Origin of the sequence: Streptomyces sp. NPDC079141, from assembly GCF_040686775.1 — a bacterium.
Taxonomy (GTDB): domain Bacteria; phylum Actinomycetota; class Actinomycetes; order Streptomycetales; family Streptomycetaceae; genus Streptomyces.
Map to the genome: position 1 here is coordinate 147347 of NZ_JBFBLP010000016.1, position 23860 is coordinate 171206.

Genomic DNA, 23860 nt, shown 5'->3' on the forward strand with positions numbered 1-23860 from the left:
GTAAACCTCGGGACAAGGGTTCTGGGAGGGGCAAAGAATCGTTGGGCCATTCGTAGGGACTCCACAAAGAAACCGAGTGGGCCGCAGCACGCTCTCACAGAGACCTTGGCCACACCAGGGGACTAGGGTTTCTCGAAGGAGTCCTGCGTACCGCGGTGTGACAAGGGATTTCGCGGGTCGAGCGAGCCTCGAATCACGCTCCGTGTGGGCAAGCTCACCATTGGGGACGGGTCGAAGTGCCGTGTCGGCAGTCCCTAAACTCGGCTTGTTTCAAGGAGGGAGCCTCAATCGTGCGCAAGGTGCTCATCGCCAACCGTGGCGAAATCGCTGTCCGCGTGGCCCGGGCCTGCCGGGACGCCGGTATCGCGAGCGTGGCCGTATACGCCGACCCGGATCGGGACGCTCTGCATGTCCGCGCCGCGGATGAGGCGTTCGCCCTGGGCGGTGACACTCCGGCCACCAGCTACCTGGACATCGACAAAGTCCTCAAGGCAGCACGCGAGTCGGGGGCCGACGCGATCCATCCCGGCTACGGATTCCTCTCCGAGAACGCCGACTTCGCGCAGGCGGTCCTGGATGCGGACCTGATCTGGATCGGCCCGCCGCCGCAGGCCATCCGTGACCTCGGCGACAAGGTCGCCGCCCGGCACATCGCCCAGCGCGCCGGCGCGCCGCTGGTCGCCGGTACGCCGGACCCGGTCTCCGGTGCGGAGGAGGTCGTCGCCTTCGCCGAGCAGCACGGCCTGCCGATCGCGATCAAGGCCGCCTTCGGTGGCGGCGGTCGCGGCCTGAAGGTCGCCCGCACGCTCGAAGAGGTGCCGGAGCTGTACGAGTCGGCCGTCCGTGAGGCCGTCGCCGCGTTCGGCCGCGGCGAGTGCTTCGTCGAGCGCTATCTCGACAAGCCGCGGCACGTGGAGACGCAGTGCCTGGCCGACCAGCACGGCAATGTCGTCGTGGTGTCGACCCGTGACTGCTCGCTCCAGCGCCGTCACCAGAAGCTGGTCGAGGAGGCCCCGGCGCCGTTCCTCTCCGACGAGCAGGTCGCCGAGCTGTACTCGTCCTCCAAGGCCATCCTCAAGGAGGCCGGCTACGTCGGCGCCGGCACCGTGGAGTTCCTGGTCGGCCTCGACGGCACGATCTCCTTCCTGGAGGTCAACACCCGTCTCCAGGTGGAGCACCCGGTCACCGAGGAGGTCACCGGCATCGACCTGGTGCGGGAGATGTTCCGCATCGCCGACGGCGAGGAACTCGGCTACGGCGACCCGGCGATCCGCGGCCACTCCTTCGAGTTCCGCATCAACGGCGAGGACCCGGGCCGTAACTTCCTCCCGGCGCCCGGCACGGTCACCACGTTCGCCCCGCCGTCCGGCCCGGGCGTCCGCCTCGACGCCGGCGTCGAGTCCGGCTCGGTCATCGGCCCGGCCTGGGACTCCCTGCTGGCCAAGCTGATCGTCACCGGCGCCACCCGTGAGCAGGCGCTGCAGCGGGCCGCCCGCGCCCTGGCGGAGTTCCAGGTCGAGGGCATGGCCACGGCCATCCCGTTCCACCGCGCGGTGGTCCGGGACGCGGCGTTCGCCCCGGAGCTGACCGGCAGCGAGGACCCCTTCACGGTCCACACCCGCTGGATCGAGACGGAGTTCGTCAACGAGATCCCGGCCTTCTCCGCCCCGGCCGAGGCCGAGGCCGAGGACGACAAGGACCGCGAGACGATCGTCGTCGAGGTCGGCGGCAAGCGCCTTGAGGTCTCCCTGCCGTCCTCCCTCGGCATGTCGCTGGCCCGTACCGGCCTCGCGGCGGGTGCCAAGCCGAAGCGTCGCGCGGCCAAGAAGTCCGGCCCCGTGGCCTCCGGCGACACCCTTGCCTCCCCGATGCAGGGCACGATCGTCAAGATCGCGGTCGAGGAGGGCCAGGAGGTCAAGGAGGGCGACCTGATCGTCGTCCTTGAGGCGATGAAGATGGAACAGCCCCTCAACGCGCACAAGTCCGGCACCGTCAAGGGCCTGTCCGCGGAGGTCGGCGCGTCCCTCACCTCGGGCGCGGCGATCTGCGAGATCAAGGACTGACGCAGGACACACGAGGCGCCCGGCGGACTGGAGCAGTCAGTCCGCCGGGCGCCTCGTTTTCCCGTCCCCCGTTGAACGGTGGACCGGATTGAACGGTGGTCTAGGAGGTACGGGTCCAGCCGATCCCGTTGCGGACGACGACGAGTCCGGCCAGCGCGTAGGCGACGCCCAGCATCACGAAGGACACGACGGCGAGGGGCATGATGCCGCCCGCGTATCCGACCACGTTGAGCGGCATGGCCAGGATCAGCAGCCAGGCGGCCCAGGGGGCGATGACCCGGCCGCGCAGCAGGGCGGTACCCAGCAGGATCGCGCCGAGGACGTGGGCGACGACGAAGTAGAGGGTCGGCACGGTGACGACCAGCAGCCCGTACACGCCTTCCCCGGTCTTCGCGAGGGCGTCCTGGCTCACCCCTTCCTCCAGCCCGCCCAGGACGACCGCGTCCAGTTCCGGCACCGAGGCGATGGCCAGCAGACCGGTGCCGAACAGGACCAGCCCCCACAGCCCGAGCTTCGGCGAGTACCGCATCGCCAGCAGCCCGACCACCAGCGTGCCGACCGCGACGGCGATCGACCCGAGCAGCCAGCACCACAAGGCAATTTCGGTGGGCGTCCGGTCGGCGGCGATGTCCCGGACGATCTCCTCCTCCGACGCTCCGGTGCTGTACGGCAGGATTCCGGTGCCCAGGGCCAGCAGAAGCGGCCCGAGCACGGTCGTGAGGCCCAGCAGAAGGCGCCCGGTTCCGGCCGTTGCCTCTGGTTCGGCGGCGGAAGCGGGCGCGCGTGACGGCGTCGCGGTCATGAGAGTCCCCCTTGGCGGCCTGCCCTCGTACGGGGCGCCTTGTGCCAGTGAAGCGACCGCGCCTGGCCGATGACCATCCGTCAATTCTGACGGGTCGCGACATGTCGTCTCCGGCTCATTCGCCGAGCATCCCGAGGTCCCGCGCCCGGCGCAGCAGCGCGGCCGTGTGCCCCGCCTCCAGCTTGCGGTGCAGGGAGGCTATGTAGCCGCGCACCGTCGCCGTGGACAGCCCCATCCTGCGGGCCGCCTCCGCCGCCGTGCAGCCTGCGTCCAGGTGGCGCAGAGTGCGGTGTTCCTGTTCGGTGACGCCGAACAGGCGGGCCGTGGTGCGGGGTCGGGCGAGGTCGCGGAGCAGCAGCAGGGCGGGCAGACCGGGGGCGGCCGGGGGGATCTGACGGACCTCGACGTCGTGGGTCGTGAAGTCGCCGGTGCCGAGCCGGGGATGGTCGCGTACGACGGGCAGCAGCCCGGCGGCCACGGCGTTGAGGGGGTACGGGCGGCCGGCGCCGTCGAGTGCGGCGACGCCCCGGTCCTCGCCGCCGGCCGGCCCGAGGGCCATGACGGAAACCGCGAATTGGCATAAGCCGCTGCCGCAACTGTGCGGCGATGGCGTGACTTCCGTGCCACTGATCTCCATGTGCACTCTCCCGGCGCCGCTCCCGCCTGAGAACCATGAGAAGTACCGAGATATCCGAGAAGCCGTAGATATCCGGGAAACCCTGGAAAAGGAGCCCTGAGGAGAAGGTACGGCCTGTGCGCGGTCCGGGAAGACCGTACGGCGTTCCGCGGTGGCATCCTGGAGGCAGACCGGGGCGCGGATGAGAGCAGGTGGGAGCCATGGTGGGCGCGACCTCACGCGGGACCGCGGGGAGCGGTGGTGCGACGGCATCGCAGGTTGCTCCGCGCGCCATGCGCGCCGACGCCCGCCGCAACTACGAGCGGCTCCTCGCCGAGGCCCGCACCTCGTTCGCCGAGCACGGCACGGACGCGTCCCTGGAGGACGTGGCCCGGCGCGCGGGCGTGGGGATCGGCACGCTCTACCGGCATTTTCCCAACCGGCACGCCCTGTTGAGCGCCGTGTTCGAGGACGCGGTGAGCGAACTGCTCGCCCGCGCCCGCGAACTGCGCCGGGCGCCGGAGCCCTGCGCGGCCCTGGTGACCTGGCTGCGCGAGATGGTCACCCACGCAGGCGAGTACCGGGGCCTCGCCCGCGCCCTGATGTCCGTCTCCTACGACGACACCTCGGCCCTGGCCCGATGCAGCGACCCCATCCGAGAAGCGGCCGGCGCCCTGCTGACCCGCGCCCAGGAGGCAGGCGCGGTACGCGAGGACGTGGCCATCGGCGACCTCCTCCAACTGACGCACGCGATCGCACTGGCGGCGGAGGAGACGCCGGGGGATCCGGGGGTGGCGGACAGGCTGCTCATGCTGACACTGACGGGCCTGAAACCCACCGAAGGGGCGCGGGACTGTGCTTAATCTGCGGCTACCGCCGCGTGGGCGCGACAAGCCACATCGGACCCGCACCCGCGCAACATCACAAGCCCCTACGGCGAATAGTCGACCTCAACGCCGACGCAGGTCAGCAACCCGACCCCGCCCAGCCGCCGCAGGCTCCTGCAGCACAGCCGCCCGAAGCCCGGCGGAAGCCCCTTGTCGAGGTCCCGGCAGGGCCCTCCGCCGCGCCGGGACTTCGTCACCCCCCGGGTTCCCGCTCGCCCCGGCCACGGCGATCTGCACCCCCTGATCGGCAAGGGCCTGCAGCTCGGTCTGCGCACGGTCGTCATGAGCCGGCGGCTCATCGGTCACCAACCGCGTGATCACATCCGTGGGCACGGTCTGGAACATCGTGTCCGTACCGAGCTTGGTGTGGTCGGCGAGGACGACGACCTCCGCGGCGGCCTGCACCAACGCGCGGTCGACCGACGCCGACAGCATGTTGGACGTCGACAGCCCGCGCTCGGCGGTCAGTCCGCTCCCGGACAGGAAGGCTCGGGACACCCGCAGCCCCTGGAGGGACTGTTCCGCCCCGCTGCCCACCAGGGCGTAGTTGGAACCGCGCAGAGTGCCGCCGGTCATCACGACCTCCACCCGGTTGGCATGGGCCAACGCCTGGGCCACCAGGAGGGAGTTGGTGACGACGGTCAGCCCGGGCACCCGCGCGAGCCGGCGTGCCAGCTCCTGCGTGGTGGTACCCGCCCCGACCACGATGGCCTCGCCCTCTTCGACGAAGTTCGCGGCGAGGTCGGCGATGGCCGTCTTCTCGGCGGTCGCGAGATGTGACTTCTGCGGAAAGCCGGACTCCCGCGTGAACCCGCCCGGCAATACCGCACCGCCATGCCGGCGGTCGAGGAGTCCTTCTGCCTCCAGCGCGCGCACGTCCCGCCGTACGGTCACTTCGGAGGTCTGGACGACGCGGGCGAGCTCACGGAGCGACACGGCCCCGTTCGCTCGCACCATTTCGAGGATCAATTGGCGACGTTCTGCAGCGAACACGAAACTGACAGTAACCCCAACGACCGTCTGCTTTCAGCAGTTTGCGCCGAATAACAGAAGTTGTTCGCACAGGAGGGCAGGAAGTGGTATAGAGCCTAACCACTGCGCCTATGCCGTACGCATGCTCGACAACTCCCCGTGACCAGCGGGGAGTTGTTTCCGGCCGTCGAAAGGATCAGGCCTCGCCGGTCGCCTTGCGGGTGTGGAGCTGTCGGGCCACCTCGGCGATCGACCCCGAAAGGGAGGGATACACGGTGAAGGCGTTCGCGATCTGTTCGACCGTCAGATTGTTGTCGACGGCGATCGAGATCGGATGGATCAGTTCCGAGGCGCGCGGCGCCACGACCACACCGCCGACCACGATCCCGGTGCCCGGCCGGCAGAAGATCTTGACGAAGCCGTCCCGGATGCCCTGCATCTTCGCGCGCGGGTTGCGCAGCAGCGGCAGCTTGACCGCGCGGGCCTCGATCTTGCCGCCGTCGATGTCGGCCTGGGTGTAGCCGACGGTGGCGATCTCGGGGTCGGTGAAGACGTTGGAGGAGACCGTCTTGAGGTTCAGCGGGGCCACCGCGTCGCCGAGGAAGTGGTACATGGCGATACGGCCCTGCATGGCGGCGACGGAGGCGAGGGCGAAGACGCCGGTCACGTCACCGGCGGCGTACACACCGGGAGCCGTTGTCCGGGACACCTTGTCGGTCCAGATGTGACCGGACTCGCGCAGCTTGACGCCGGCCTCCTCCAGGCCGAGCCCCGCGCTGTTCGGGATGGCGCCGACGGCCATGAGGCAGTGCGAGCCGGAGATGACACGGCCGTCGGCGAGGGTGACCTCGACCCGGTCGCCGACCCGCTTGGCGGCGGAGGCGCGGGAGCGGGCCATGACGTTCATGCCGCGGCGTCGGAAGACGTCCTCCAGGACGGCGGCGGCGTCGGGGTCCTCGCCCGGCAGCACGCGGTCGCGCGAGGAGACGAGGGTGACCTTGGACCCGAGGGCCTGGTAGGCGCCGGCGAACTCGGCACCCGTCACACCCGAGCCGACCACGATGAGCTCTTCGGGCAGCTCGGTGAGGTCGTAGACCTGGGTCCAGTTGAGGATGCGCTCGCCGTCGGGCTGGGCGTCGGGCAGCTCGCGCGGGTGACCGCCGGTGGCGATCAGGACGGCGTCGGCGACCAGGGTCTCCTCGGTGCCGTCGGCGGCGGTGACGACGACCTTGCGGGAACCGTCGAGGGCCTGCATGCCGTCCAGCCGACCGCGGCCGCGCAGGACCCGGGCGCCCGCGCGGGTGACGGCGGCGGTGATGTCGTGCGACTGCGCGAGCGCGAGCCGCTTCACACGCCGGTTGACCTTGCCGAGGTCCACGCCCACGACCCGGGCGGCCTGCTCCAGGGGAGGGGTGTCGTCGGCGACGATGATGCCGAGCTCTTCGTACGACGAGTCGAAGGTGGTCATCACCTCGGCCGTAGCAATGAGAGTCTTCGACGGCACGCAGTCGGTGAGCACCGACGCCCCGCCCAGACCGTCGCAGTCGACGACGGTCACCTCCGCGCCGAGCTGGGCGGCCACCAGGGCCGCCTCGTATCCGCCGGGTCCGCCACCGATGATCACGATCCGAGTCACGTACTCCATTGTCCCGCACGCACCACGGTGGTACGGCCACGGGGCCCGCCCGAGATCCCACTGTTACGGGAGGGACCGCCGATTCGGCTGCCGTACGCTCTCCCCATGTCGCTCTACGCCGCGTACGCCGGCAACCTCGACGCGCGGCTGATGACCCGCCGCGCCCCGCACTCGCCGCTGCGCGCCACCGGCTGGATGAACGGCTGGCGGCTGACGTTCGGGGGCGAACAGATGGGCTGGGAGGGCGCGCTCGCGACGATCGTCGAGGACCCGACGGCCCAGGTCTTCGTCGCCCTGTACGACATCGCCCCCATGGACGAGGAGTCCCTGGACCGCTGGGAGGGCGTGGGCCTGGACGTCTACCGCCGCACGCGGGTACGGGTGGTCACCCTGGACGGCGAGGAATCGGCCTGGACGTACGTCCTGAACGGCTACGAGGGCGGCCTGCCGTCGGCCCGCTACCTGGGCGAGGTCGCCGACGCGGCGGAATCGGCGGGGGCACCGCACGATTACGTGATGGAGCTGCGGAAGCGGCCTTGCTGAGGGGCGGGGGCCTCTAGTCTCGTCGGGTGCCTCCGAGGACGTACGAGATCCACTGGACGGAACCGGCGGCGAAGGTCCGCGACCGGCTCGGTGACGGGCGGCGCGCCGTCTTCGAGCGGGGGATCGCGCTGCTGGCGGCCGATCCGTTCCATCCGAAGTCGCGCGCGGCGGGCCCGGCCGGGGCGGAGCGCACGGTGCGGCTGACGGCGGACATCCTGGTCGAGTACGTGGTCAGCCGCGGTCGGCTCTTGGTCTTCGCCGTCGCGGCTTTCGCGGAGGGGGAGGTCCTCGTACCGGATGAGTGAGCGCCTGGCCCGCGGAGCGTTTCGTCGGAAACAACAAGACAACGATCGCCATCCCGTGGGCTCTGTCATCTACGCGCGTAGGCCTCGACCGGCTACCCTCGTCGGCGTGAACGCATCTCTTCTTCCGGACGACATCCAGGGCGACCCCCACGCCGCCGCCGACGCCGCCGCCGCGCGCCTGCGCGAACTCACCGGCGCCGAGACCCACGACGTCGCCCTCGTGATGGGCTCCGGCTGGGCACCGGCCGTGGACGCCCTCGGCGCCCCCGACGCCGAGTTCCAGGTCACCGAGCTGCCCGGATTCCCGCCGCCGGCGGTCGCGGGCCACGGCGGCAAGATCCGCTCGTACAAGATCGGCAACAAGCGTGCGCTGGTCTTCCTCGGCCGTACGCACTACTACGAGGGCCGCGGGGTGGCCGCGGTCGCCCACGGCGTCCGTACGGCCGTCGCGGCCGGCTGCAAGACGATCGTCCTGACGAACGGCTGCGGCGGGCTGCGCGAGGGCATGCGTCCCGGTCAGCCGGTGCTGATCAGCGACCACATCAACCTGACGGCGACCTCCCCGATCGTCGGCGCGAACTTCGTCGACCTCACCGACCTGTACTCGCCGCGGCTGCGCGCGCTGTGCAAGGAGATCGACCCGACGCTGGAAGAGGGCGTCTACGCCCAGTTCCCCGGCCCGCACTACGAGACGCCGGCCGAGATCCGCATGGCCCGGGTGATCGGGGCGGACCTGGTCGGCATGTCGACGGTGCTGGAAGCCATCGCGGCGCGTGAGGCGGGTGCGGAGGTGCTGGGCATCTCGCTGGTGACGAACCTTGCCGCGGGTATGACCGGGGAGCCCCTCAACCACGAGGAGGTCCTCCAGGCCGGCCGCGACAGCGCGACCCGGATGGGTTCGCTGCTGGCCCAGGTACTGGGCCGCCTGTAGGAACCGGGGGGGTGTTTTCGCCCCCGCCGCCCCTACCCGTTCCCGGCCAAATCCAGCCCCTCCGGCGTTTGAGGAGCGGGGGTCCAGGGGGCGGCGCCCCCTGGAGGATGGGACGGGTAGGGGCGGCGGGGGCGAAAACCAGCACCCCCCACCCCACCCGCCCCCGACACGAACACACGAGAGGTTGACCCGACGTGCACGACGATCTCATCGCCCGGGCCAAGGCATGGCTGGCCGAGGACCCCGACGCGGAAACCCGTGACGAACTCGCCAAGCTGATCGACGCCGAGGACCACGCGGAGCTCACCGCACGTTTCAGCGGCACCCTCCAGTTCGGCACCGCCGGCCTCCGCGGCGAACTCGGCGCCGGCCCCATGCGCATGAACCGCTCGGTCGTCATCCGCGCCGCCGCGGGCCTCGCCGCGTACCTGAAGAAGAACGGCCAGGACGGCGGCCTCGTGGTGATCGGCTACGACGCCCGCCACAAGTCGGAGGACTTCGCCCGCGACACCGCCGCCGTGATGACCGGCGCCGGCCTCCGCGCCGCCGTACTCCCCCGCCCCCTCCCCACCCCCGTCCTGGCGTACGCCATAAGGCACCTGGGCGCGGTCACCGGAGTCGAGGTGACGGCCAGCCACAACCCGCCCCGCGACAACGGCTACAAGGTCTACCTCGGCGACGGTTCGCAGATCGTCCCGCCCGCGGACATCGAGATCGCGGAAGAGATCGCCGCCGTCCCGTCCCTGGCCACCGTCCCCCGCCCCACCACCGGCTGGGAGACCCTGGACGACAGCGTCCTCGACGCCTACCTCGCCCGCACCGACGCCGTCCTCGCCGAAGGCTCCGCGCGCACGGCCCGTACCGTCTACACGGCGATGCACGGCGTCGGCAAGGACGTCCTGCTCGCCGCCTTCGCCCGCGCGGGCTTCCCGGAGCCCGTCCTCGTCGCCGAGCAGGCCGAGGCCGACCCGGACTTCCCCACCGTCGCCTTCCCCAACCCGGAAGAGCCCGGCGCGATGGACCTCGCCTTCGCCAAGGCCCGCGAGACGGACCCCGACCTGATCATCGCCAACGACCCCGACGCCGACCGCTGCGCCGTGGCCGTCAAGGACGGCGGCGCGTGGCGCATGCTGCGCGGCGACGAGGTCGGCGCGCTGCTCGCCGCCCACCTGGTGAACCGCGGAGCGCAGGGCACCTTCGCCGAGTCGATCGTCTCCTCCTCCCTCCTCGGCCGGATCGCCGAGAAGGCGAAGCTCCCCTACGAGGAGACCCTCACCGGCTTCAAGTGGATCGCCCGCGTCGACGGTCTGCGCTACGGCTACGAGGAGGCCCTCGGCTACTGCGTCGACCCCGACGGCGTCCGCGACAAGGACGGCATCACGGCGGCCCTGCTCATCACCGAGCTGGCCTCCGAGCTGAAGGAGCGGGGCCGCACGCTCCTCGACCTCCTCGACGACCTCGCCGTGGAGCACGGTCTGCACGCCACCGACCAGCTCTCGGTCCGCGTCGAGGACCTGTCCGTGATCGCGGACGCCATGCGGCGCCTGCGCGAGCAGCCGCCGACCGCGCTCGCCGGACTCGCCATCACCCGCGCCGAGGACCTCACACAGGGCACCGACAAGCTGCCGCCCACCGACGGCCTGCGCTACACCCTCGACGGCGCCCGCGTCATCGTCCGGCCCAGCGGCACCGAGCCCAAGCTGAAGTGCTACCTGGAGGTCGTCGTCCCGGTCGACGATCACGCCGCTCTCCCGGCGGCCCACGCCAGGGCGACGGACCTGCTGACGGCGATCAAGCGGGACCTGTCGGCGGCGGCCGGCATCTGACCCGTAGCACCCGCGCTCGATGGGGTGTCCCCGGACGGGGGCACCCCATCGAGTGATTTACGGACGGCGGTTGACCCCGGCTCCACGGTCCGCCGCCCCTCCCGGGCAACGGTGGACCGGCACAAGCCTCACCGAGTCGCCCTGGAGCCGCCGCCGTGTCCTCGACCGCCTTCCGGCCGACGCCCCGGGCGACGACCACCGCCGCCGCCCGCCCGCTGCCGCGCCGCCCGCGCCCCTCGCTCCGGCACGCGGCACCGGCACTCCTCGCCTACCTCTCGGTGCGCGCCACGGGCCTGCTGGTCCTGACGCTCTGGGCGCACCGCGGGCGCCACGGTGTCTGGCCGGTCCTGGCGACGCAGTGGGACGCCGACTGGTACCTCGGCATCGCCGACCACGGCTACGCCCACGAGCTCGGCACCACCCCGAGCTCCAACAACATGGCGTTCTTCCCGCTCTACCCGGTGCTGGTCAAGGCGCTCGCGGCCGTCACCCCCGGCAGCCGCGCCAGCACCGGGCTCTGTCTCGCGCTCGTCGCGTCCGTCGTCGCCGCCTGGGGCGTCTTCGCCGTGGGCGACCTGCTGTACGGCCGACGCGTCGGCGTGCTGCTCACCGTGCTGTGGGCCGCGTTCCCGGTCGGCCTGGTGCAGTGGATGGGCTACACCGAGTCGCTGTTCACGGCGTGCGCGGCCTGGTCGCTGTACGCGGTGCTCACCGGCCGCTGGCTGTGGGCGGGCGGCGGCGCGGTCCTCGCGGGCCTGACCCGCCCGACCGGGGTCGCGGTGGCCGCCGCGGTCACCGTCGCGGCCCTGCTGACCCTGCGCCGCGGCCCCTTCGCGCCGCGCGTCCTCGCGGCCGCCCTGCTCGCCCCGCTCGGCTGGTGCGGGTACGTCGGCTGGGTCGGGCTGCGCCTGGGCCGCTGGGACGGCTACTTCGCCGTACAGCGGCTGTGGCGCAACGAGCTGGACGGCGGCGCGGAGACCCTGCGCCGGATGCGCGAGCTGCTGGTGTACGACCCGACGCCCCAGCTGTTCCTGGTTCTGGTGACCGGCACGCTGCTGGTGTCGGCGGTGCTGTTCGCGCTCTCGGTCGGGGACCGCCAGCCGCTGCCGCTGCTGGTCTTCACGGGCGTACTGCTGGCGATCGTCCTGGCGAGCGGCGGTGTCTACTTCCCGCGCGCCCGCTTCCTGCTCCCGGGCTTCCCGCTGCTCCTGCCCGTCGCCCTCCACCTGAGCCGCGCCTCACGCCGCTACCGCGCTCTCGCGCTGACGGCGGCGGTGGCGGGGTCTGCGTACTGGGGGGCGTACATGGCGTTGGTGTGGCCGAGCGCTCCGTGAGCGCCCGTCCGCAGCCGTGGCCTCAGCCGATCACCAGCAGAATCAGCATCAGCACAGCGCCCGCAACAGCCGGCGCGATCAGCTCGTAGGCCCATCGCACCGTCACCTCGCCCTGCGCCGTCTCCGCCTGTTCCCGGCTCTCCAGCAGCTGCCGCAGGTCGTCCATGACCTTGTCGGTCTCGGCGCGGGCGGGCCCGTCGTCGGCGGCGGCCAGGCCCCGGGACGTACCGAAGCCGAGCCCGAGCCCGGGGCCCGCGCTCCGGCTGCCCCGGCCCTTGCGCTCAGCGGCCCGATCGGCCTCCGCCCGCGCCTGCTGCCGCGTCGCCTTCTTGCGGGCGCGCAGCGAGACGGGGACGGCCCACAGCTGGTACTTGGTGCCGGACTTGGCGACGACTTCGTTGGAGTAGCCGGAGCGCAGCGTGGCGACCTGCCCCCAGGGCAGCACGATGATCCGCAGCGGGTTGCGGATGCGCAGCCGGTCGTCGTTGGCGAAGACGGCGGGGCGGAGCGTGAACGCTGCCACCAGTGGCGCGACCAGGATCAGTGTGGCCAGGGCCAGCCAGGGCGTGCGGCCGTCGCCCTGGACCAGGGCGTCGATGCCGAGCCAGCCGACGATGGCGAGCAGCAGGGTGCCGCCGGTGATGCCCATGGGTGAGCGGTAGATCCGGTCCTTGGTCGTCATGGCCCCGATTGTGCCGTACGCCCGCGGCGCTCAGCCGATCGCCTGTTCGCCGTGGGGCACCCTGTGCGTGGGCGGGTGCGGGTGGGTCGTGGCTTGTCGCGCAGTTCCCCGCGCCCCTTTGGGGCGGGGGGTGTACAGCCGCTACGCGCGTAGATATGCTCGTCTTGTGACCATGCCCACCAATGCACCCACCGCAGCTGCCTCCCTCTCGGACATCACATCGTCCGACAGCACGCTGCGCCGCTTCCTCCACGGGCTGCCCGGCGTCGACGCGGTCGGCCTGGAGGCGCGCGCCGCTTCTCTCGGCACCCGTTCCATCAAGACGACCGCCAAGGCGTACGCCATCGACCTCGCCATCTCGATGGTCGACCTGACGACGCTGGAAGGCGCGGACACCCCGGGCAAGGTCCGGGCGCTCGGCGCGAAGGCGGTCCACCCCGACCCGACCGACCGCACGACCCCCGCGACGGCGGCCGTCTGCGTCTACCCCGACATGGTGGCCACCGCCAAGGAGGCCGTCGCCGGCTCCTCCGTGAAGGTCGCCTCGGTCGCCACCGCGTTCCCGGCGGGCCGCGCGGCCCTGTCCGTGAAGCTGGCGGACGTGCGTGACGCGGTCGCCGCGGGTGCCGACGAGATCGACATGGTCATCGACCGCGGGGCGTTCCTCGCGGGGCACTACATGAAGGTCTACGACGAGATCGTCGCCGTGAAGGAGGCCTGCGGGACGAGCGCCCGTCTGAAGGTCATCTTCGAGACCGGCGAGCTCTCGACGTACGACAACATCCGGCGCGCGAGCTGGCTCGGCATGCTGGCGGGCGCCGACTTCATCAAGACGTCGACGGGCAAGGTCGCGGTCAACGCCACCCCCGCCAACACCCTCCTCATGCTGGAGGCCGTCCGCGACTTCCGTGCGCAGACCGGCGTCCAGGTCGGCGTGAAGCCCGCCGGCGGGATCCGGACCACCAAGGACGCGATCAAGTTCTTGGTTCTGGTCAACGAGACCGTCGGCGAGGACTGGCTGGACAACCACTGGTTCCGCTTCGGCGCCTCCTCGCTCCTGAACGACCTGCTCATGCAGCGTCAGAAGCTGGCCACCGGCCGCTACTCCGGCCCCGACTACGTGACGGTGGACTGATCCACATGGCATCTGCATTCGAGTACGCACCGGCGCCCGAGTCCCGCGCGGTCGTCGACATCGCGCCGTCCTACGGCCTGTTCATCGACGGCGAGTTCACCGAGGCCGCCGACGGCAAGGTCTTCAAGACCGTCTCGCCGAGCAGCGAAGAGGTCCTGTCCGAGATCGCGCAGGCGGGCGAGGCGGACGTCGACCGGGCCGTAAAGGCCGCCCGCAAGGCGTTCGAGAAGTGGTCGGCGCTGCCGGGCTCCGAGCGCGCCAAGTACCTGTTCCGTATCGCCCGGATCATCCAGGAGCGCAGCCGCGAGCTCGCCGTCCTGGAGACCCTGGACAACGGCAAGCCGATCAAGGAGACGCGCGACGCCGACCTCCCGCTGGTCGCCGCGCACTTCTTCTACTACGCGGGCTGGGCCGACAAGCTCGACCACGCCGGCTTCGGCGCGAGCCCGCGGCCGCTGGGCGTGGCCGGCCAGGTCATCCCGTGGAACTTCCCGCTGCTGATGCTGGCGTGGAAGATCGCCCCCGCGCTCGCCACCGGCAACACGGTGGTGCTCAAGCCCGCCGAGACGACCCCCCTGTCCGCCCTGTTCTTCGCGGACATCTGCCGCCAGGCGGGCCTGCCCAAGGGCGTCGTCAACATCCTTCCGGGCTACGGCGACACCGGCGCCGCGCTCGTGGCGCACCCCGACGTCAACAAGGTCGCCTTCACCGGCTCCACGGCCGTCGGCAAGGAGATCGCGCGCACGGTCGCGGGCACCCGCAAGAAGCTCACCCTCGAACTGGGCGGCAAGGGCGCGAACATCGTCTTCGACGACGCGCCGATCGACCAGGCCGTCGAGGGCATCGTCAACGGCATCTTCTTCAACCAGGGCCAGGTCTGCTGCGCGGGCTCCCGGCTGCTGGTGCAGGAGTCGATCCAGGACGAGCTGCTGGACTCCCTGAAGCGCAGGCTCTCCACGCTCCGCCTCGGTGACCCGCTGGACAAGAACACGGACATCGGCGCGATCAACTCCGAGGAGCAGCTCTCCCGGATCACCTCGCTCGTCGAGCGGGGCGAGGCGGAGGGCGCCGAGCGCTGGTCCCCGGCCTGCGATCTCCCGGAGAGCGGCTACTGGTTCGCCCCGACGCTCTTCACGAACGTCACCCAGGCGCACACCATCGCCCGCGACGAGATCTTCGGCCCGGTGCTGTCGGTCCTCACCTTCCGCACCCCGGACGAGGCCGTCGCCAAGGCCAACAACTCCCAGTACGGCCTGTCGGCGGGCATCTGGACGGAGAAGGGTTCGAGGATCCTCGCCGTCGCGAACAAGCTGCGCGCGGGTGTCGTCTGGTCCAACACGTTCAACAAGTTCGACCCCACCTCGCCGTTCGGCGGTTACAAGGAGTCGGGCTTCGGCCGCGAGGGCGGCCGCCACGGCCTGGAGGCGTACCTCGATGTCTGACGCGACCCGACTCTCCGTCTTCAAGACCTACAAGCTGTACGTCGGGGGCAAGTTCCCCCGCTCCGAAAGCGGCCGGGTGTACGAAGTGACCGACTCCAAGGGCAACTGGCTGGCCAACGCGCCCCTTTCGTCCCGCAAGGACGCCCGTGACGCGGTGGTCGCCGCCCGCAAGGCGGTCGGTCCCTGGTCCGGCGCGACCGCGTACAACCGCGGTCAGATCCTCTACCGCGTCGCCGAGATGCTGGAGGGCCGCCGCGAGCAGTTCGTGCGCGAGGTGGCCGACGCGGAGGGCCTGTCGAAGTCGAAGGCCGCCGCGCAGGTGGACGCGGCGATCGACCGCTGGGTCTGGTACGCGGGCTGGACGGACAAGATCGCCCAGGTCGTGGGCGGCGGAAACCCGGTGGCGGGCCCGTACTTCAACCTCTCCTCCCCCGAGCCGACCGGTGTGGTCACGGTGCTGGCCCCCCAGGAGTCGTCCTTCCTGGGCCTGGTCTCGGTGATCGCCCCGGTGATCGCCACCGGCAACACCGCGATCGTGGTGGCGTCCGAGAAGGCCCCGCTGCCCGCCCTCTCCCTGGGCGAGGTCCTGGCCACCTCCGACCTGCCCGGCGGTGTCGTCAACGTCCTGTCCGGCCGTACGGCCGAAATCGCGACGCCGCTGGCCGCGCACCAGGACGTCAACGCGATCGACCTGGCCGGCGCCGACGACGTACTGGCCAAGGAGCTGGAGATCGCGGCGGCGGACAATCTGAAGCGCGTTCTTCGTCCACAGCCTGTGGACGACTGGTCGGCGACGCCCGGCATCGACCGCATGACGGCGTTCCTGGAGACCAAGACGGTCTGGCACCCGACGGGTTCGCTGGGAGCGTCCGGCTCGTCTTACTGAGCCGCCCCCCAAAGCCGGAGAGCCGCGCCTTCCCACCGTCCGGGGAAGACGCGGCGCTCCTCTTTTTTAGGGCTCGGTTCGCCTCCGGGGCGCCCCTTCGGCTCACTCGCCGCGGCCGCCTGCCAGTCAGCCGCCCAGCAACCCCGCCGCCTGCCCGAGCACGGGCACGCTGCCGATCGACTGTGCCTGGGCGACCGGGCCGGTCAGTGCCTGGGAGGTCAGGGGCTGGAAGTCGGCGAGTTGGGTGCCGACGCCGTTGTCGAGGGGGTCGACGCCGGTGCCCGCCAGCGGGTTGGGCTTGAGGCCCGCGACGGGGCCGGTGACGTAGCCGACCGAGCCGGTGAGCGCCTGGAGTCCGGACTGCGGGTCGATCTTGCCCAGCGAGGTAGGGCGCGTACGCACCACGTCGAGAACGGGTTCGGTGTCCGCGGCAGCCGCGGCGCCCGCGCCTGCGCCCAGGGCGACACCGGCCGTCGCGAGGGCGACCAGGGCGCGCTGGGTGGTCGGGTTCGGGGAGGACGCGGATCGGGCCATGAGCCACCTTCTTACGCAGAGCAACGGGATCAGCACGAAGGGTAGTTCACGCGGAGTGCGTGTCTCAAAGACAACCCACAGACACGACAAGCGATCACTTTGCACGGGAATCAGGCATACAAGATTCGCTCTATCGACTGATAATCCTCATTGCCGTACGCTCAAGATCAGCCACGGGGTGAATTGCGCCGACCGCCCGCCCCGAGGGAACCAGTCGCCGAACCCTTCGACCAGGGGTGGCAATTGACCCGGGGGATCCATGCCTACGCCAACAGCAGTTTCACAGGCACGCTCATGCATAGCCGCGCCGGAATTCGTTGAAAATGAAATTGAACTATTGCGCCCGCTCGACGGCACCGCCGTCTGCGAGATCCTGCGCGGCCTCTTCGCCGGCGCACCGCAGCCCCAGGCGCTCATGCAGTTGACCGGCCGGTTCGCGGCCGAGGTGATGCACCACCCCACGTCCGACTTCTCCCGGCTGATCCGCGCCGAAATCCTCGACCGCGGCCACCATCTGCGCATGCTGACCGGCCGTACCACGACACCCGAGACCGGCGCCCGCGCCCTGCTCGGCGGCGCCCTCGCCCGGCAGGTGCACCTGCGCGTCACCGACGCGCCCCTGCCCGATCTGGCCTTCGTGAGCCCGGACCTCACCCTGGTGCGCGCGGCGGGTCCGGAGGGGCAGCCGCAGATCCTGCTCGCCCACCGGGAGGCCACGGCCGCCCTGCACCAGTTCCAGCAGGTGCTGTGGGGACACGCCAGGGACCTGCTGCCGCCGCCCCGTGCGGCCCGTCCGCTGAACCTGGACGACACCCAGCTGGAGGTGCTGCGCATGCTCGGCTCGGGAATGAAGGACGACACGGCCGCACGGCAGATGAACCTGTCCGTGCGCACCTACCGGCGGCATGTCGCGGCCATCCTCAAGTCCCTGGACGTCAACACGCGTTTCGAGGCGGGTCTGAAGGCGGCCACGCTCGGCCTGCTGGGCCGGAGTTGACCGGCCTCGGCGCACCCCGATCCGCCGCTGACATGTTTCTGCCAATATTCGCGTCCCCGGCCGGTTGATGTCCCGGCACGCCGACTCCTAAGTTGATCAACAGTTCCCGGACCCGTGCGACCCTCTGCCCCGGGCCGCTCCCGTGTCGTACCCATGAGAAACGGATGACGGAATGTCCATTGCCTCGGTCACGCTTGCCGACGTAGAAACCGCCGTATTGACAGTGACCGCCGAGGCCTTGAATGTCCCCGAAGTACGGCTCGACGACAATCTCCTTGAGCTGGGCGTCGACTCACTGGTCGCCACCCGAATCGTGGCGGCACTGCGTACGCGTTTCGGGGCGGACATCCCGCTGCTCAACGTCTTTGAATACCCGGTGCTGAGCGAGTTCGCCGTATCCGTCCTGGACACCGTCCACGACGCGTCGCAGGAATGACCCATGGGCATACCGGGGGAGTTTCCCTACGACGCCGGGCTGCACCCGGGCGGATACACGACACGGCTGTGGACCATGCGGCAGCTCGCCGGACTGCGCAGCGCCGAGACCACCAACAGCCGCTTCAAGTACCTGCTGGAGATGGGTGAGACGGGCCTTTCGCTCGCCTTCGACCTGCCGACCCAGCTCGGCCTCGACCCCGACGACCCCGCCGCCGACGGCGAGGTGGGGCGCACCGGTGTCTCCGTCGCCACGGTCGACGACCTGAAGACCGTGTTCGACGGGATCCCGCTCGACCGGGTCTCGGTGTCCTTCACCATCAACGCCACGGCCCCCATGCTGCTGGCGATGTGGATCGTGGCCGCCGAGGAGTCGGGCGTGGACCCCGCGGCCCTGCGCGGCACCCTGCAGAACGAGATGCTCAAGGAGTTCCTCGCCCGCAAGGCCTACGTCTACGACCTCGACACCAGCGTGCGCTACGCCCTCGACGTCGTCGAGTACTGCATGGAGCACCTGCCCGGGGTCAACCCCATCTCCGTCTCCGGCGGACACGCCCGCGAGGCCGGGGCGGACGCGGCGCTGGAGGTCGCCTGCGCGCTGGCCAGCGTGGACGCCTATCTGGCCGGGATGGTCGAGCGCGGCCACTCGGCGGAGGCGGTGGCGTCCCGGTTCAGCTTCATCTTCGGCACCGACATGGAGGTGCTGAAGGAGGCCGCCAAACTCCGGGTCGCCCGCCGCCGGTACGCCGAGCGGATGCGCGACCGCTGGGGCGTGGCCTCCCCTCGCGCGATGAAACTGCGGGCGCAGGTCAACACGTTCGGCTCGGCCCTCGCCTATCAGGAACCCCTCAACAACATCGTGCGCGCCACCCTCCAGGCGGTCGCGGCCGTGCTCGGCGGCACCCAGTCCCTGCATGTGTGCAGCTTCGACGAGGCCGTGCAGACCCCCGGCCCGCTGGGCGCCCGGATCGCCCTGCGCACCCAGCAGATCCTCGCCCACGAGACCGACCTCGCCCGCTACACCGACCCGCTCGGCGGCTCCCATGTGGTCGAGCAGCTCGTCGAGGAGCTGGGCAAGGAGGTCGACGACTGGCTGGAGCGGATCGAGGAGCGCGGCGGTGTCGCGGCCTGCATCCGCAGCGGCTGGCTGGAAGGGCAGATCGAGGAGCTGGCCTTCCGCGACCCCGGGCCCACCGTGGGAGTGCTGGAGACCTCCCCGTCCGGCTCGGAGCGCGCGCTGCTGCAGGCCGAGCGGCACACCACGACCGGCGGCCGGCGCGAGGTCGAACGCCCCTCCTGCGCCGCCGAACTCGCCCGGCTGCGCAAAGACGCCCGCGCGGGCCGCAACGTCCTGCCGGCCCTCGTCGAGGCGGTCCGGCGGCGCGCCACCATCGGGCAGCTGTGCGCCGCCATGCGGCCCGCCGAGCCCGCGCCGGCCGCATCCCTGACCTGACGCCTCCCCACCCCAGCGGAGTACCCCACTGATGTCCCAACTGATCGAGGCGGTCCGGCACGGCGCGGACCCGGACGAGCTGCTGGCCTGCCAGGTCCCGGACTCCTACCGTGCGGTCTTCCTGCGCCGCGGGGACGAGCAGCTGTTCCGGGGCGTCGACAGCCGCGCCAAGGACGTGCGGCGCACCCTGCACGTCGGCGAGGTGCCGATGCCGGAGCTGGCGCCGGACGAGGTGCTGGTCGCGGTGATGGCCTCGGCCGTCAACTACAACACCGTCTGGTCCGCGCTGTACGAGCCGGTCTCCACCTTCCGTTTCCTCGGCCAGTTCGCCCGGCAGGGCCGCTGGGAGGCGCGGCACGACCGGGACTACCAGGTCGTCGGCTCCGACGCGGCCGGTGTGGTGGTCCGGGTGGGCAGCGCCGTACGGCACTGGGCGCCCGGCGACCGGGTGGTGGTCAACCCGCCCTACATCGACGAACAGGACCCGGTGGCCCAGCGGGACGGCATGCTGACCACGGGCATGCTCGCCTGGGGCTTCGAGACCAACTTCGGCGCGTTCGGCGACTTCGCCGTGGTGCGCGCCTCCCAGCTCGTCCCCAAGCCGCCGCATCTGTCGTGGGAGGAGGCCGCCTGCAACACGCTGTGCCTGGGCACCTCCTACCGCATGCTGATCGGTGACCACGGCGCGCGGATCCGGGCCGGTGACATCGTGCTGGTCTGGGGCGCGGCCGGCGGGCTCGGCAGTTACGCCGTCCAGCTCGTGCGCCAGGCGGGCGGGATCGCCGTCGGTGTCGTCGGGTCCGCCGACAAGGGCGACCTCGTGGACCGGCTGGGCTGTCATCTCGTCATCGACCGCAACAGCGTGGGCCTGGGCGACGGCGAGGGCGACGCCTCCGCGTGGCGGGCGCTGGGTTCGGTCATCCGCAAGGAACTCGGCGAGGACCCGCACATCGCCTTCGAGCACGTCGGCCGCTCCACCTTCGAGACCTCGGTGAACGTGGTGCGGCGCGGCGGTGTGGTGGTGACCTGCGGCTCCAGCAGCGGCTACCGGCACGTCTACGACAACCGCTACCTGTGGATGAAGCTCAAGCGGGTCATCGGCAGCCACGGCGCGAACATCGACGAGGCCTGGGAGGCGAACCGGCTGCTGCGCCTCGGCATGGTCGTGCCCGCGCTGTCGCGGGTGTTCCCGCTGGAGCAGGCCCCGGAGGCCACCCGCTCGGTGCATCTCAACGCGCACGAGGGCAAGGTGGGCCTGCTGAACCTGGCGACCGCCGAGGGCCAGGGTGTGGAGGATCCCGGGCTGCGCGAGCGGATCGGCGAGGACCGGCTGCGGCTCTTCCGCGACCACGCCGAGCGGGCGGTGCGGTCGTGACCCCCGCGCCGCCGCCCCGCAGTGTGCCCGAGGCCTTCCGCCTCCAGGCCGCCCGTACGCCGGACGCGGTCGCCGTCGCCTGCGCGGGCGAGGAGTTGACGTACGGCGAACTCGACCGCCGTTCCGACGCGTTGGCGGCGGCACTGGCCGCGCGCGGCGTCGGGCCCGGCGACCGTGTCCTGGTGTGCCTGGAGCGGTCCGCCGCGCTGGTGGTGAGCCTGCTCGCGGTGCTCAAGGCGTCGGCGGCGTACCTTCCGGTGGACCGGGGCGAGGCGCCCGAACGTCTGGCGGGGATCGTCGCGGACGCCGAGGTGCGGCTCGCCCTGTGCGACCCGGTGGGCGCCGGACTGCTGGCGGCCCACGGCGTGCCGCTGCTCCTGGCCGGCCGGGCCGCCCCGGAGCCCGCCCCCGAACTGCGGGCCGTCCCCGAGGACGTCGCCTGCGTGATGTACACCTCCGGCTCCACCGGCCGGCCCAAGGGCGTCATGGTCCCGCACCGGGCGGTGCTGAACCTGGTACGGGACCCCAACTACGTGACCCTGGACGCCGGCGACCGGCTCCTCCAGCTCGCCCCGGTCGCCTTCGACGCGGCCACCTTCGAGATCTGGGGCGCGCTGCTGAACGGCGCCCGCCTTGAGGTGGCGCCGCCCGGCCCGCTGGACCCGGCCGCGCTGGGCGCGCTGCTGCGCGACCGCGGGATCAGTGTCCTGTGGCTGACGGCCGCACTGTTCCACCGTCAGATCGACTTCGCACCCAAGTCGTTGGGCTCGCTGCGGGTGGTGCTGGCCGGCGGTGACGTGCTGTCCGTGGAGCACGTGCGGCGGCTGCGCGCGGCCGCCCCCGGCCTGGAGATCGTCAACGGCTACGGCCCGACCGAGGCCACCACCTTCTCGCTGTGCCATCGGATCGCGCCGGACGAGGAGTTCCCCCGCTCGGTGCCGATCGGCGTGCCCGTCCAGGGTGCCGAGGCCGAGCTGCGGGACGACTCCGGCGCGGTCGTGCCCGAGGGCGCCGAGGGCGAGTTGTGGGTGGCCGGGGCGGGGGTCGGACTCGGGTACTGGCGCCGCCCCGACCTGACCGCCGAGCGGTTCGTCACGGACGGCACCGGACGCACCTGGTACCGCACCGGCGACCTGGCCCGCCGACGGGCCGACGGCACCCATGAGTTCCTCGGCCGGATCGACGGGCAGGTCAAGCTGCTCGGGCACCGGGTGGAGCCGGGCGAGATCGAGAACCTGCTGGCGGAGTGCGAGCACATCGGCCAGGCCGCCGTGGGCGTCCGCACCAACCTCGTGGGCGATCCCAAGCTGGTCGCCTGGGTGACCCTCACCGGCCCGCTGGACCGCCGTGCGCTGCGCGCCCGGCTGCGCCGCCGGCTGCCCGACTACATGGTGCCGACGCTCTTCGCGGCCGTCGACGCGCTGCCCGTCACCGCCAACGGCAAGGTCGACCGGACCGCGCTGCCGACCCCCGACTGGCGACGTAAGGAGAACTATGTCTGAGGTGCGCAACCGGCTGGCGGACTCCGTCGCCGCCGTCTGGACCGAGGTCCTCGGGATCGACGGGATCACGGACACCGACGACTTCTTCGACCTCGGCGGCGACTCCCTGGTGGCGACCAGGCTGACCGCGGTGCTGAGCGAGCGGCTCGGGGTCGAGGTGCCGGCCCTGCTGGTGTTCGACCACCCCACCGTCGGCGAACTCGCCGCAGAACTGGAGAAGGCCCATGGCGACCGCATCTGAGCCGCAGCCCGCCGGGACCCCGGGCAAGCGGGACGTCCGGCTGTGGATCGCCGGAACCACCGTCTCGCTGTTCGGCGACGCCGCGCTGTGGATCGCGCTCGGCATCTGGATGAAGGACCTCACCGATTCCAACGGCGCGGCCGGGCTGGCCTTCGCCGCCTATGTGCTGCCCCGGCTCGGCGCCCCGTTCCTCGGCCTGGTCGTGGACCGCTACCGCCGCCGCCCGCTCATCGCGCTGATCAACTTCTCCCTGGCCGGCTGGGTCTGCCTGGCCTTCCTCGTCCAGGACAAGGACCAGGCCTGGCTGCTGTACCTGGTGCTGTTCGGCATCGGTCTGGGCGTCGGCATGCACAACGCGGCGGGCAGCGCGCTGCTGACGCGTCTGGTGCCGGCCGACGACCTGGGCACCACCAACGCGCTGATGCGCACGCTCCAGGAGGGCGGCATGCTCGTCGCGCCCGCCGTCGGCACCCTGCTGTACACCACGGCCGGCCCGCGCGCCGTGGCCGCCCTGGAAGTGGTCACCTTCCTGCTGTGCGGGCTGTGCGTGCTCGCGGTACGGGTGGACGAGCCGAAGCCGCAGAAGCCGGACGGGCGGCTCGCCCAGGAACTCCTGGCGGGCGTACGGCATCTGGCCCGCACCCCCCGGCTGCGGGCGGTGTCCCTGGCCATGGGGTTCGGTCTGCTGGGCTTCGGCTTCATCGAGACCCTGATCTACGCCGTCGCCGACGAGGGCCTGCACCGCAGCGCGTCGTTCGTCGGTGTGCTCACCGTCGCCAAGGGCGTCGGCTCGGTGCTGGGCGGGCTGGCCGGTGTGCGGGTGCTCAAGCGGGTGGGGCCGGGCCGGGAGGCGGTGCTGACCGCGCTCGGGCTCGGCACGATGGGCCTGGGCTGCGCCCTGCTCGTCCTGCCCGGTGTGGCGGCGGCGCTGGTGGGCGTGTTCGTCATCGGCCTGGGCATCCCCGGCGCGGTCGTCGGCCTGTACACCTCCGTGCAGCGCAACTCCCCGGACGCCCTCCAGGGCCGGGTCGCCTCGGCGGCCTCCATGCTCGCCACCGCGCCCCAGGTGCTGGCGGTGGCGACCAGCGCCGCGCTGGTCGCCACCGTCGACTACCGGCTGCTGCTGGGCGTCATGGTCGTCCTGATCGTGGGCAGCGCCTGCTATCTCGGCCTGCGGGTGCGCACGTTCGCGGCCGCCACGGAGCCCGGGCCGGCCGCACAGCCGCAGGCGGCGTCCGCCGCCGCGGAGTGACGGCCCCGACG

At 71.5% G+C, this 23860-nt stretch carries 23 protein-coding genes; 17 read left to right on the plus strand and 6 right to left on the minus strand.

Features of this window, described 5'->3' with window-relative positions:
- Window positions 1-290: 290 nt before the first annotated feature.
- On the plus strand, window positions 291-2063 hold the full coding sequence (locus AB0Q90_RS33250) for a biotin carboxylase N-terminal domain-containing protein (RefSeq protein ID WP_363163485.1): 1773 nt from the start codon (window positions 291-293) through the stop codon (window positions 2061-2063).
- A gap of 100 nt (window positions 2064-2163) precedes the next feature.
- Here the strand turns inward: AB0Q90_RS33250 and AB0Q90_RS33255 are convergent, their stop codons facing one another.
- A complete protein-coding gene (locus AB0Q90_RS33255; RefSeq protein WP_363163484.1) occupies window positions 2164-2865 on the minus strand; it encodes a hypothetical protein in 702 nt (233 codons plus the stop codon).
- A 115-nt stretch (window positions 2866-2980) separates the two neighbouring features.
- Complete coding sequence (locus AB0Q90_RS33260) at window positions 2981-3424, minus strand: helix-turn-helix transcriptional regulator (RefSeq protein ID WP_363163483.1); 444 nt, start codon at window positions 3422-3424, stop codon at window positions 2981-2983.
- Window positions 3425-3774: 350 nt separating this feature from the next.
- On the opposite strand from AB0Q90_RS33260, the gene AB0Q90_RS33265 reads away from it, so the two are divergent.
- Window positions 3775-4344: a helix-turn-helix domain-containing protein gene (locus tag AB0Q90_RS33265; RefSeq protein WP_363163482.1), complete on the plus strand. Its 570-nt coding sequence runs from the start codon at window positions 3775-3777 to the stop codon at window positions 4342-4344.
- 87 nt (window positions 4345-4431) lie between these two features.
- On the opposite strand, the gene AB0Q90_RS33270 is transcribed toward AB0Q90_RS33265, so the two are convergent.
- Window positions 4432-5337 (minus strand): DeoR/GlpR family DNA-binding transcription regulator, encoded by a 906-nt coding sequence (locus AB0Q90_RS33270; RefSeq protein WP_363163619.1) that lies wholly within the window; start codon window positions 5335-5337, stop codon window positions 4432-4434.
- A 199-nt stretch (window positions 5338-5536) separates the two neighbouring features.
- Complete coding sequence (locus AB0Q90_RS33275) at window positions 5537-6985, minus strand: NAD(P)H-quinone dehydrogenase (RefSeq protein ID WP_363163481.1); 1449 nt, start codon at window positions 6983-6985, stop codon at window positions 5537-5539.
- 96 nt (window positions 6986-7081) lie between these two features.
- Between AB0Q90_RS33275 and AB0Q90_RS33280 the strand changes: the two genes are divergently transcribed.
- The 5 genes from AB0Q90_RS33280 to AB0Q90_RS33300 all read left to right on the plus strand — a co-directional run bounded on the left by AB0Q90_RS33280 (window position 7082) and on the right by AB0Q90_RS33300 (window position 11915).
- On the plus strand, window positions 7082-7519 hold the full coding sequence (locus AB0Q90_RS33280) for a gamma-glutamylcyclotransferase (protein WP_363163480.1): 438 nt from the start codon (window positions 7082-7084) through the stop codon (window positions 7517-7519).
- 26 nt (window positions 7520-7545) lie between these two features.
- The gene (locus tag AB0Q90_RS33285) at window positions 7546-7824 is read left to right on the plus strand and encodes a hypothetical protein (RefSeq protein WP_363163479.1); all 279 of its coding nucleotides are present in this window, start codon (window positions 7546-7548) and stop codon (window positions 7822-7824) included.
- A gap of 106 nt (window positions 7825-7930) precedes the next feature.
- Entirely contained in the window at window positions 7931-8755 is an 825-nt protein-coding gene (locus tag AB0Q90_RS33290; protein WP_363163478.1) for a purine-nucleoside phosphorylase, read from the plus strand.
- A 194-nt stretch (window positions 8756-8949) separates the two neighbouring features.
- Entirely contained in the window at window positions 8950-10581 is a 1632-nt protein-coding gene (locus tag AB0Q90_RS33295) for a phospho-sugar mutase (protein ID WP_363165281.1), read from the plus strand.
- Window positions 10582-10796: 215 nt separating this feature from the next.
- The gene (locus AB0Q90_RS33300) at window positions 10797-11915 is read left to right on the plus strand and encodes a hypothetical protein (RefSeq protein WP_363165347.1); all 1119 of its coding nucleotides are present in this window, start codon (window positions 10797-10799) and stop codon (window positions 11913-11915) included.
- Window positions 11916-11937: 22 nt separating this feature from the next.
- Here AB0Q90_RS33300 and AB0Q90_RS33305 read toward each other — a convergent pair whose 3' ends face one another.
- Window positions 11938-12597: a PH domain-containing protein gene (locus AB0Q90_RS33305; protein WP_363165282.1), complete on the minus strand. Its 660-nt coding sequence runs from the start codon at window positions 12595-12597 to the stop codon at window positions 11938-11940.
- Between the two features lie 172 nt (window positions 12598-12769).
- Here AB0Q90_RS33305 and deoC point away from each other — a divergent pair, with 172 nt between their 5' ends.
- The 3 genes from deoC to AB0Q90_RS33320 are packed head-to-tail and all read left to right on the plus strand — an operon-like array spanning window position 12770 to window position 16060.
- Window positions 12770-13732, plus strand: coding sequence for a deoxyribose-phosphate aldolase (gene deoC, locus AB0Q90_RS33310; protein ID WP_363165283.1), 963 nt, complete (start codon window positions 12770-12772; stop codon window positions 13730-13732).
- 5 nt (window positions 13733-13737) lie between these two features.
- The gene (locus AB0Q90_RS33315) at window positions 13738-15174 is read left to right on the plus strand and encodes an aldehyde dehydrogenase family protein (protein ID WP_363165284.1); all 1437 of its coding nucleotides are present in this window, start codon (window positions 13738-13740) and stop codon (window positions 15172-15174) included.
- Window positions 15167-16060, plus strand: a complete 894-nt coding sequence (locus AB0Q90_RS33320; protein ID WP_363165285.1) for an aldehyde dehydrogenase family protein — start codon at window positions 15167-15169, stop codon at window positions 16058-16060. The genes AB0Q90_RS33315 and AB0Q90_RS33320 overlap by 8 nt, the downstream gene beginning before the upstream one ends.
- A gap of 126 nt (window positions 16061-16186) precedes the next feature.
- Here AB0Q90_RS33320 and AB0Q90_RS33325 read toward each other — a convergent pair whose 3' ends face one another.
- On the minus strand, window positions 16187-16594 hold the full coding sequence (locus AB0Q90_RS33325; protein ID WP_363165287.1) for a hypothetical protein: 408 nt from the start codon (window positions 16592-16594) through the stop codon (window positions 16187-16189).
- A gap of 337 nt (window positions 16595-16931) precedes the next feature.
- Between AB0Q90_RS33325 and AB0Q90_RS33330 the strand changes: the two genes are divergently transcribed.
- The 7 genes from AB0Q90_RS33330 (at window position 16932) to AB0Q90_RS33360 (ending at window position 23849) form a co-directional block, all read left to right on the plus strand.
- Window positions 16932-17591 carry a LuxR C-terminal-related transcriptional regulator gene (locus tag AB0Q90_RS33330; RefSeq protein WP_363165288.1) on the plus strand — a complete coding sequence of 220 codons (660 nt, stop codon included), beginning with the start codon at window positions 16932-16934 and terminating at the stop codon, window positions 17589-17591.
- Window positions 17592-17763: 172 nt separating this feature from the next.
- Window positions 17764-18027 (plus strand): phosphopantetheine-binding protein, encoded by a 264-nt coding sequence (locus AB0Q90_RS33335; RefSeq protein WP_363165289.1) that lies wholly within the window; start codon window positions 17764-17766, stop codon window positions 18025-18027.
- 3 nt (window positions 18028-18030) lie between these two features.
- Window positions 18031-19479 carry a methylmalonyl-CoA mutase family protein gene (locus AB0Q90_RS33340; RefSeq protein ID WP_363165290.1) on the plus strand — a complete coding sequence of 483 codons (1449 nt, stop codon included), beginning with the start codon at window positions 18031-18033 and terminating at the stop codon, window positions 19477-19479.
- Window positions 19480-19510: 31 nt separating this feature from the next.
- Complete coding sequence (ccrA, locus tag AB0Q90_RS33345) at window positions 19511-20854, plus strand: crotonyl-CoA carboxylase/reductase (protein ID WP_363165291.1); 1344 nt, start codon at window positions 19511-19513, stop codon at window positions 20852-20854.
- The gene (locus tag AB0Q90_RS33350) at window positions 20851-22356 is read left to right on the plus strand and encodes an amino acid adenylation domain-containing protein (RefSeq protein ID WP_363165292.1); all 1506 of its coding nucleotides are present in this window, start codon (window positions 20851-20853) and stop codon (window positions 22354-22356) included. Before ccrA ends, AB0Q90_RS33350 begins: the two co-directional genes overlap by 4 nt.
- On the plus strand, window positions 22349-22597 hold the full coding sequence (locus AB0Q90_RS33355) for a phosphopantetheine-binding protein (RefSeq protein WP_363165293.1): 249 nt from the start codon (window positions 22349-22351) through the stop codon (window positions 22595-22597). Before AB0Q90_RS33350 ends, AB0Q90_RS33355 begins: the two co-directional genes overlap by 8 nt.
- Entirely contained in the window at window positions 22581-23849 is a 1269-nt protein-coding gene (locus tag AB0Q90_RS33360) for an MFS transporter (RefSeq protein WP_363165294.1), read from the plus strand. The genes AB0Q90_RS33355 and AB0Q90_RS33360 overlap by 17 nt, the downstream gene beginning before the upstream one ends.
- Window positions 23850-23860: the final 11 nt, after the last annotated feature.

What these genes read in the sequence shown, in the direction of transcription:
- AB0Q90_RS33355 (WP_363165293.1), top strand. Translation starts at nt 22,349, where the DNA reads ATGTCTGAGGTGCGCAACCGGCTGGCGGACTCCGTCGCCGCCGTCTGG.
- AB0Q90_RS33320 (WP_363165285.1), top strand. Translation starts at nt 15,167, where the DNA reads ATGTCTGACGCGACCCGACTCTCCGTCTTCAAGACCTACAAGCTGTAC.
- AB0Q90_RS33305 (WP_363165282.1), bottom strand. Translation starts at nt 12,597, where the DNA reads ATGACGACCAAGGACCGGATCTACCGCTCACCCATGGGCATCACCGGC.
- ccrA (WP_363165291.1), top strand. Translation starts at nt 19,511, where the DNA reads ATGTCCCAACTGATCGAGGCGGTCCGGCACGGCGCGGACCCGGACGAG.
- AB0Q90_RS33275 (WP_363163481.1), bottom strand. Translation starts at nt 6,985, where the DNA reads ATGGAGTACGTGACTCGGATCGTGATCATCGGTGGCGGACCCGGCGGA.
- AB0Q90_RS33260 (WP_363163483.1), bottom strand. Translation starts at nt 3,424, where the DNA reads ATGGCCCTCGGGCCGGCCGGCGGCGAGGACCGGGGCGTCGCCGCACTC.
- AB0Q90_RS33255 (WP_363163484.1), bottom strand. Translation starts at nt 2,865, where the DNA reads ATGACCGCGACGCCGTCACGCGCGCCCGCTTCCGCCGCCGAACCAGAG.
- AB0Q90_RS33265 (WP_363163482.1), top strand. Translation starts at nt 3,775, where the DNA reads ATGCGCGCCGACGCCCGCCGCAACTACGAGCGGCTCCTCGCCGAGGCC.
- AB0Q90_RS33315 (WP_363165284.1), top strand. Translation starts at nt 13,738, where the DNA reads ATGGCATCTGCATTCGAGTACGCACCGGCGCCCGAGTCCCGCGCGGTC.
- AB0Q90_RS33340 (WP_363165290.1), top strand. Translation starts at nt 18,031, where the DNA reads ATGGGCATACCGGGGGAGTTTCCCTACGACGCCGGGCTGCACCCGGGC.
- AB0Q90_RS33325 (WP_363165287.1), bottom strand. Translation starts at nt 16,594, where the DNA reads ATGGCCCGATCCGCGTCCTCCCCGAACCCGACCACCCAGCGCGCCCTG.
- deoC (WP_363165283.1), top strand. Translation starts at nt 12,770, where the DNA reads ATGCCCACCAATGCACCCACCGCAGCTGCCTCCCTCTCGGACATCACA.
- AB0Q90_RS33360 (WP_363165294.1), top strand. Translation starts at nt 22,581, where the DNA reads ATGGCGACCGCATCTGAGCCGCAGCCCGCCGGGACCCCGGGCAAGCGG.
- AB0Q90_RS33280 (WP_363163480.1), top strand. Translation starts at nt 7,082, where the DNA reads ATGTCGCTCTACGCCGCGTACGCCGGCAACCTCGACGCGCGGCTGATG.
- AB0Q90_RS33335 (WP_363165289.1), top strand. Translation starts at nt 17,764, where the DNA reads ATGTCCATTGCCTCGGTCACGCTTGCCGACGTAGAAACCGCCGTATTG.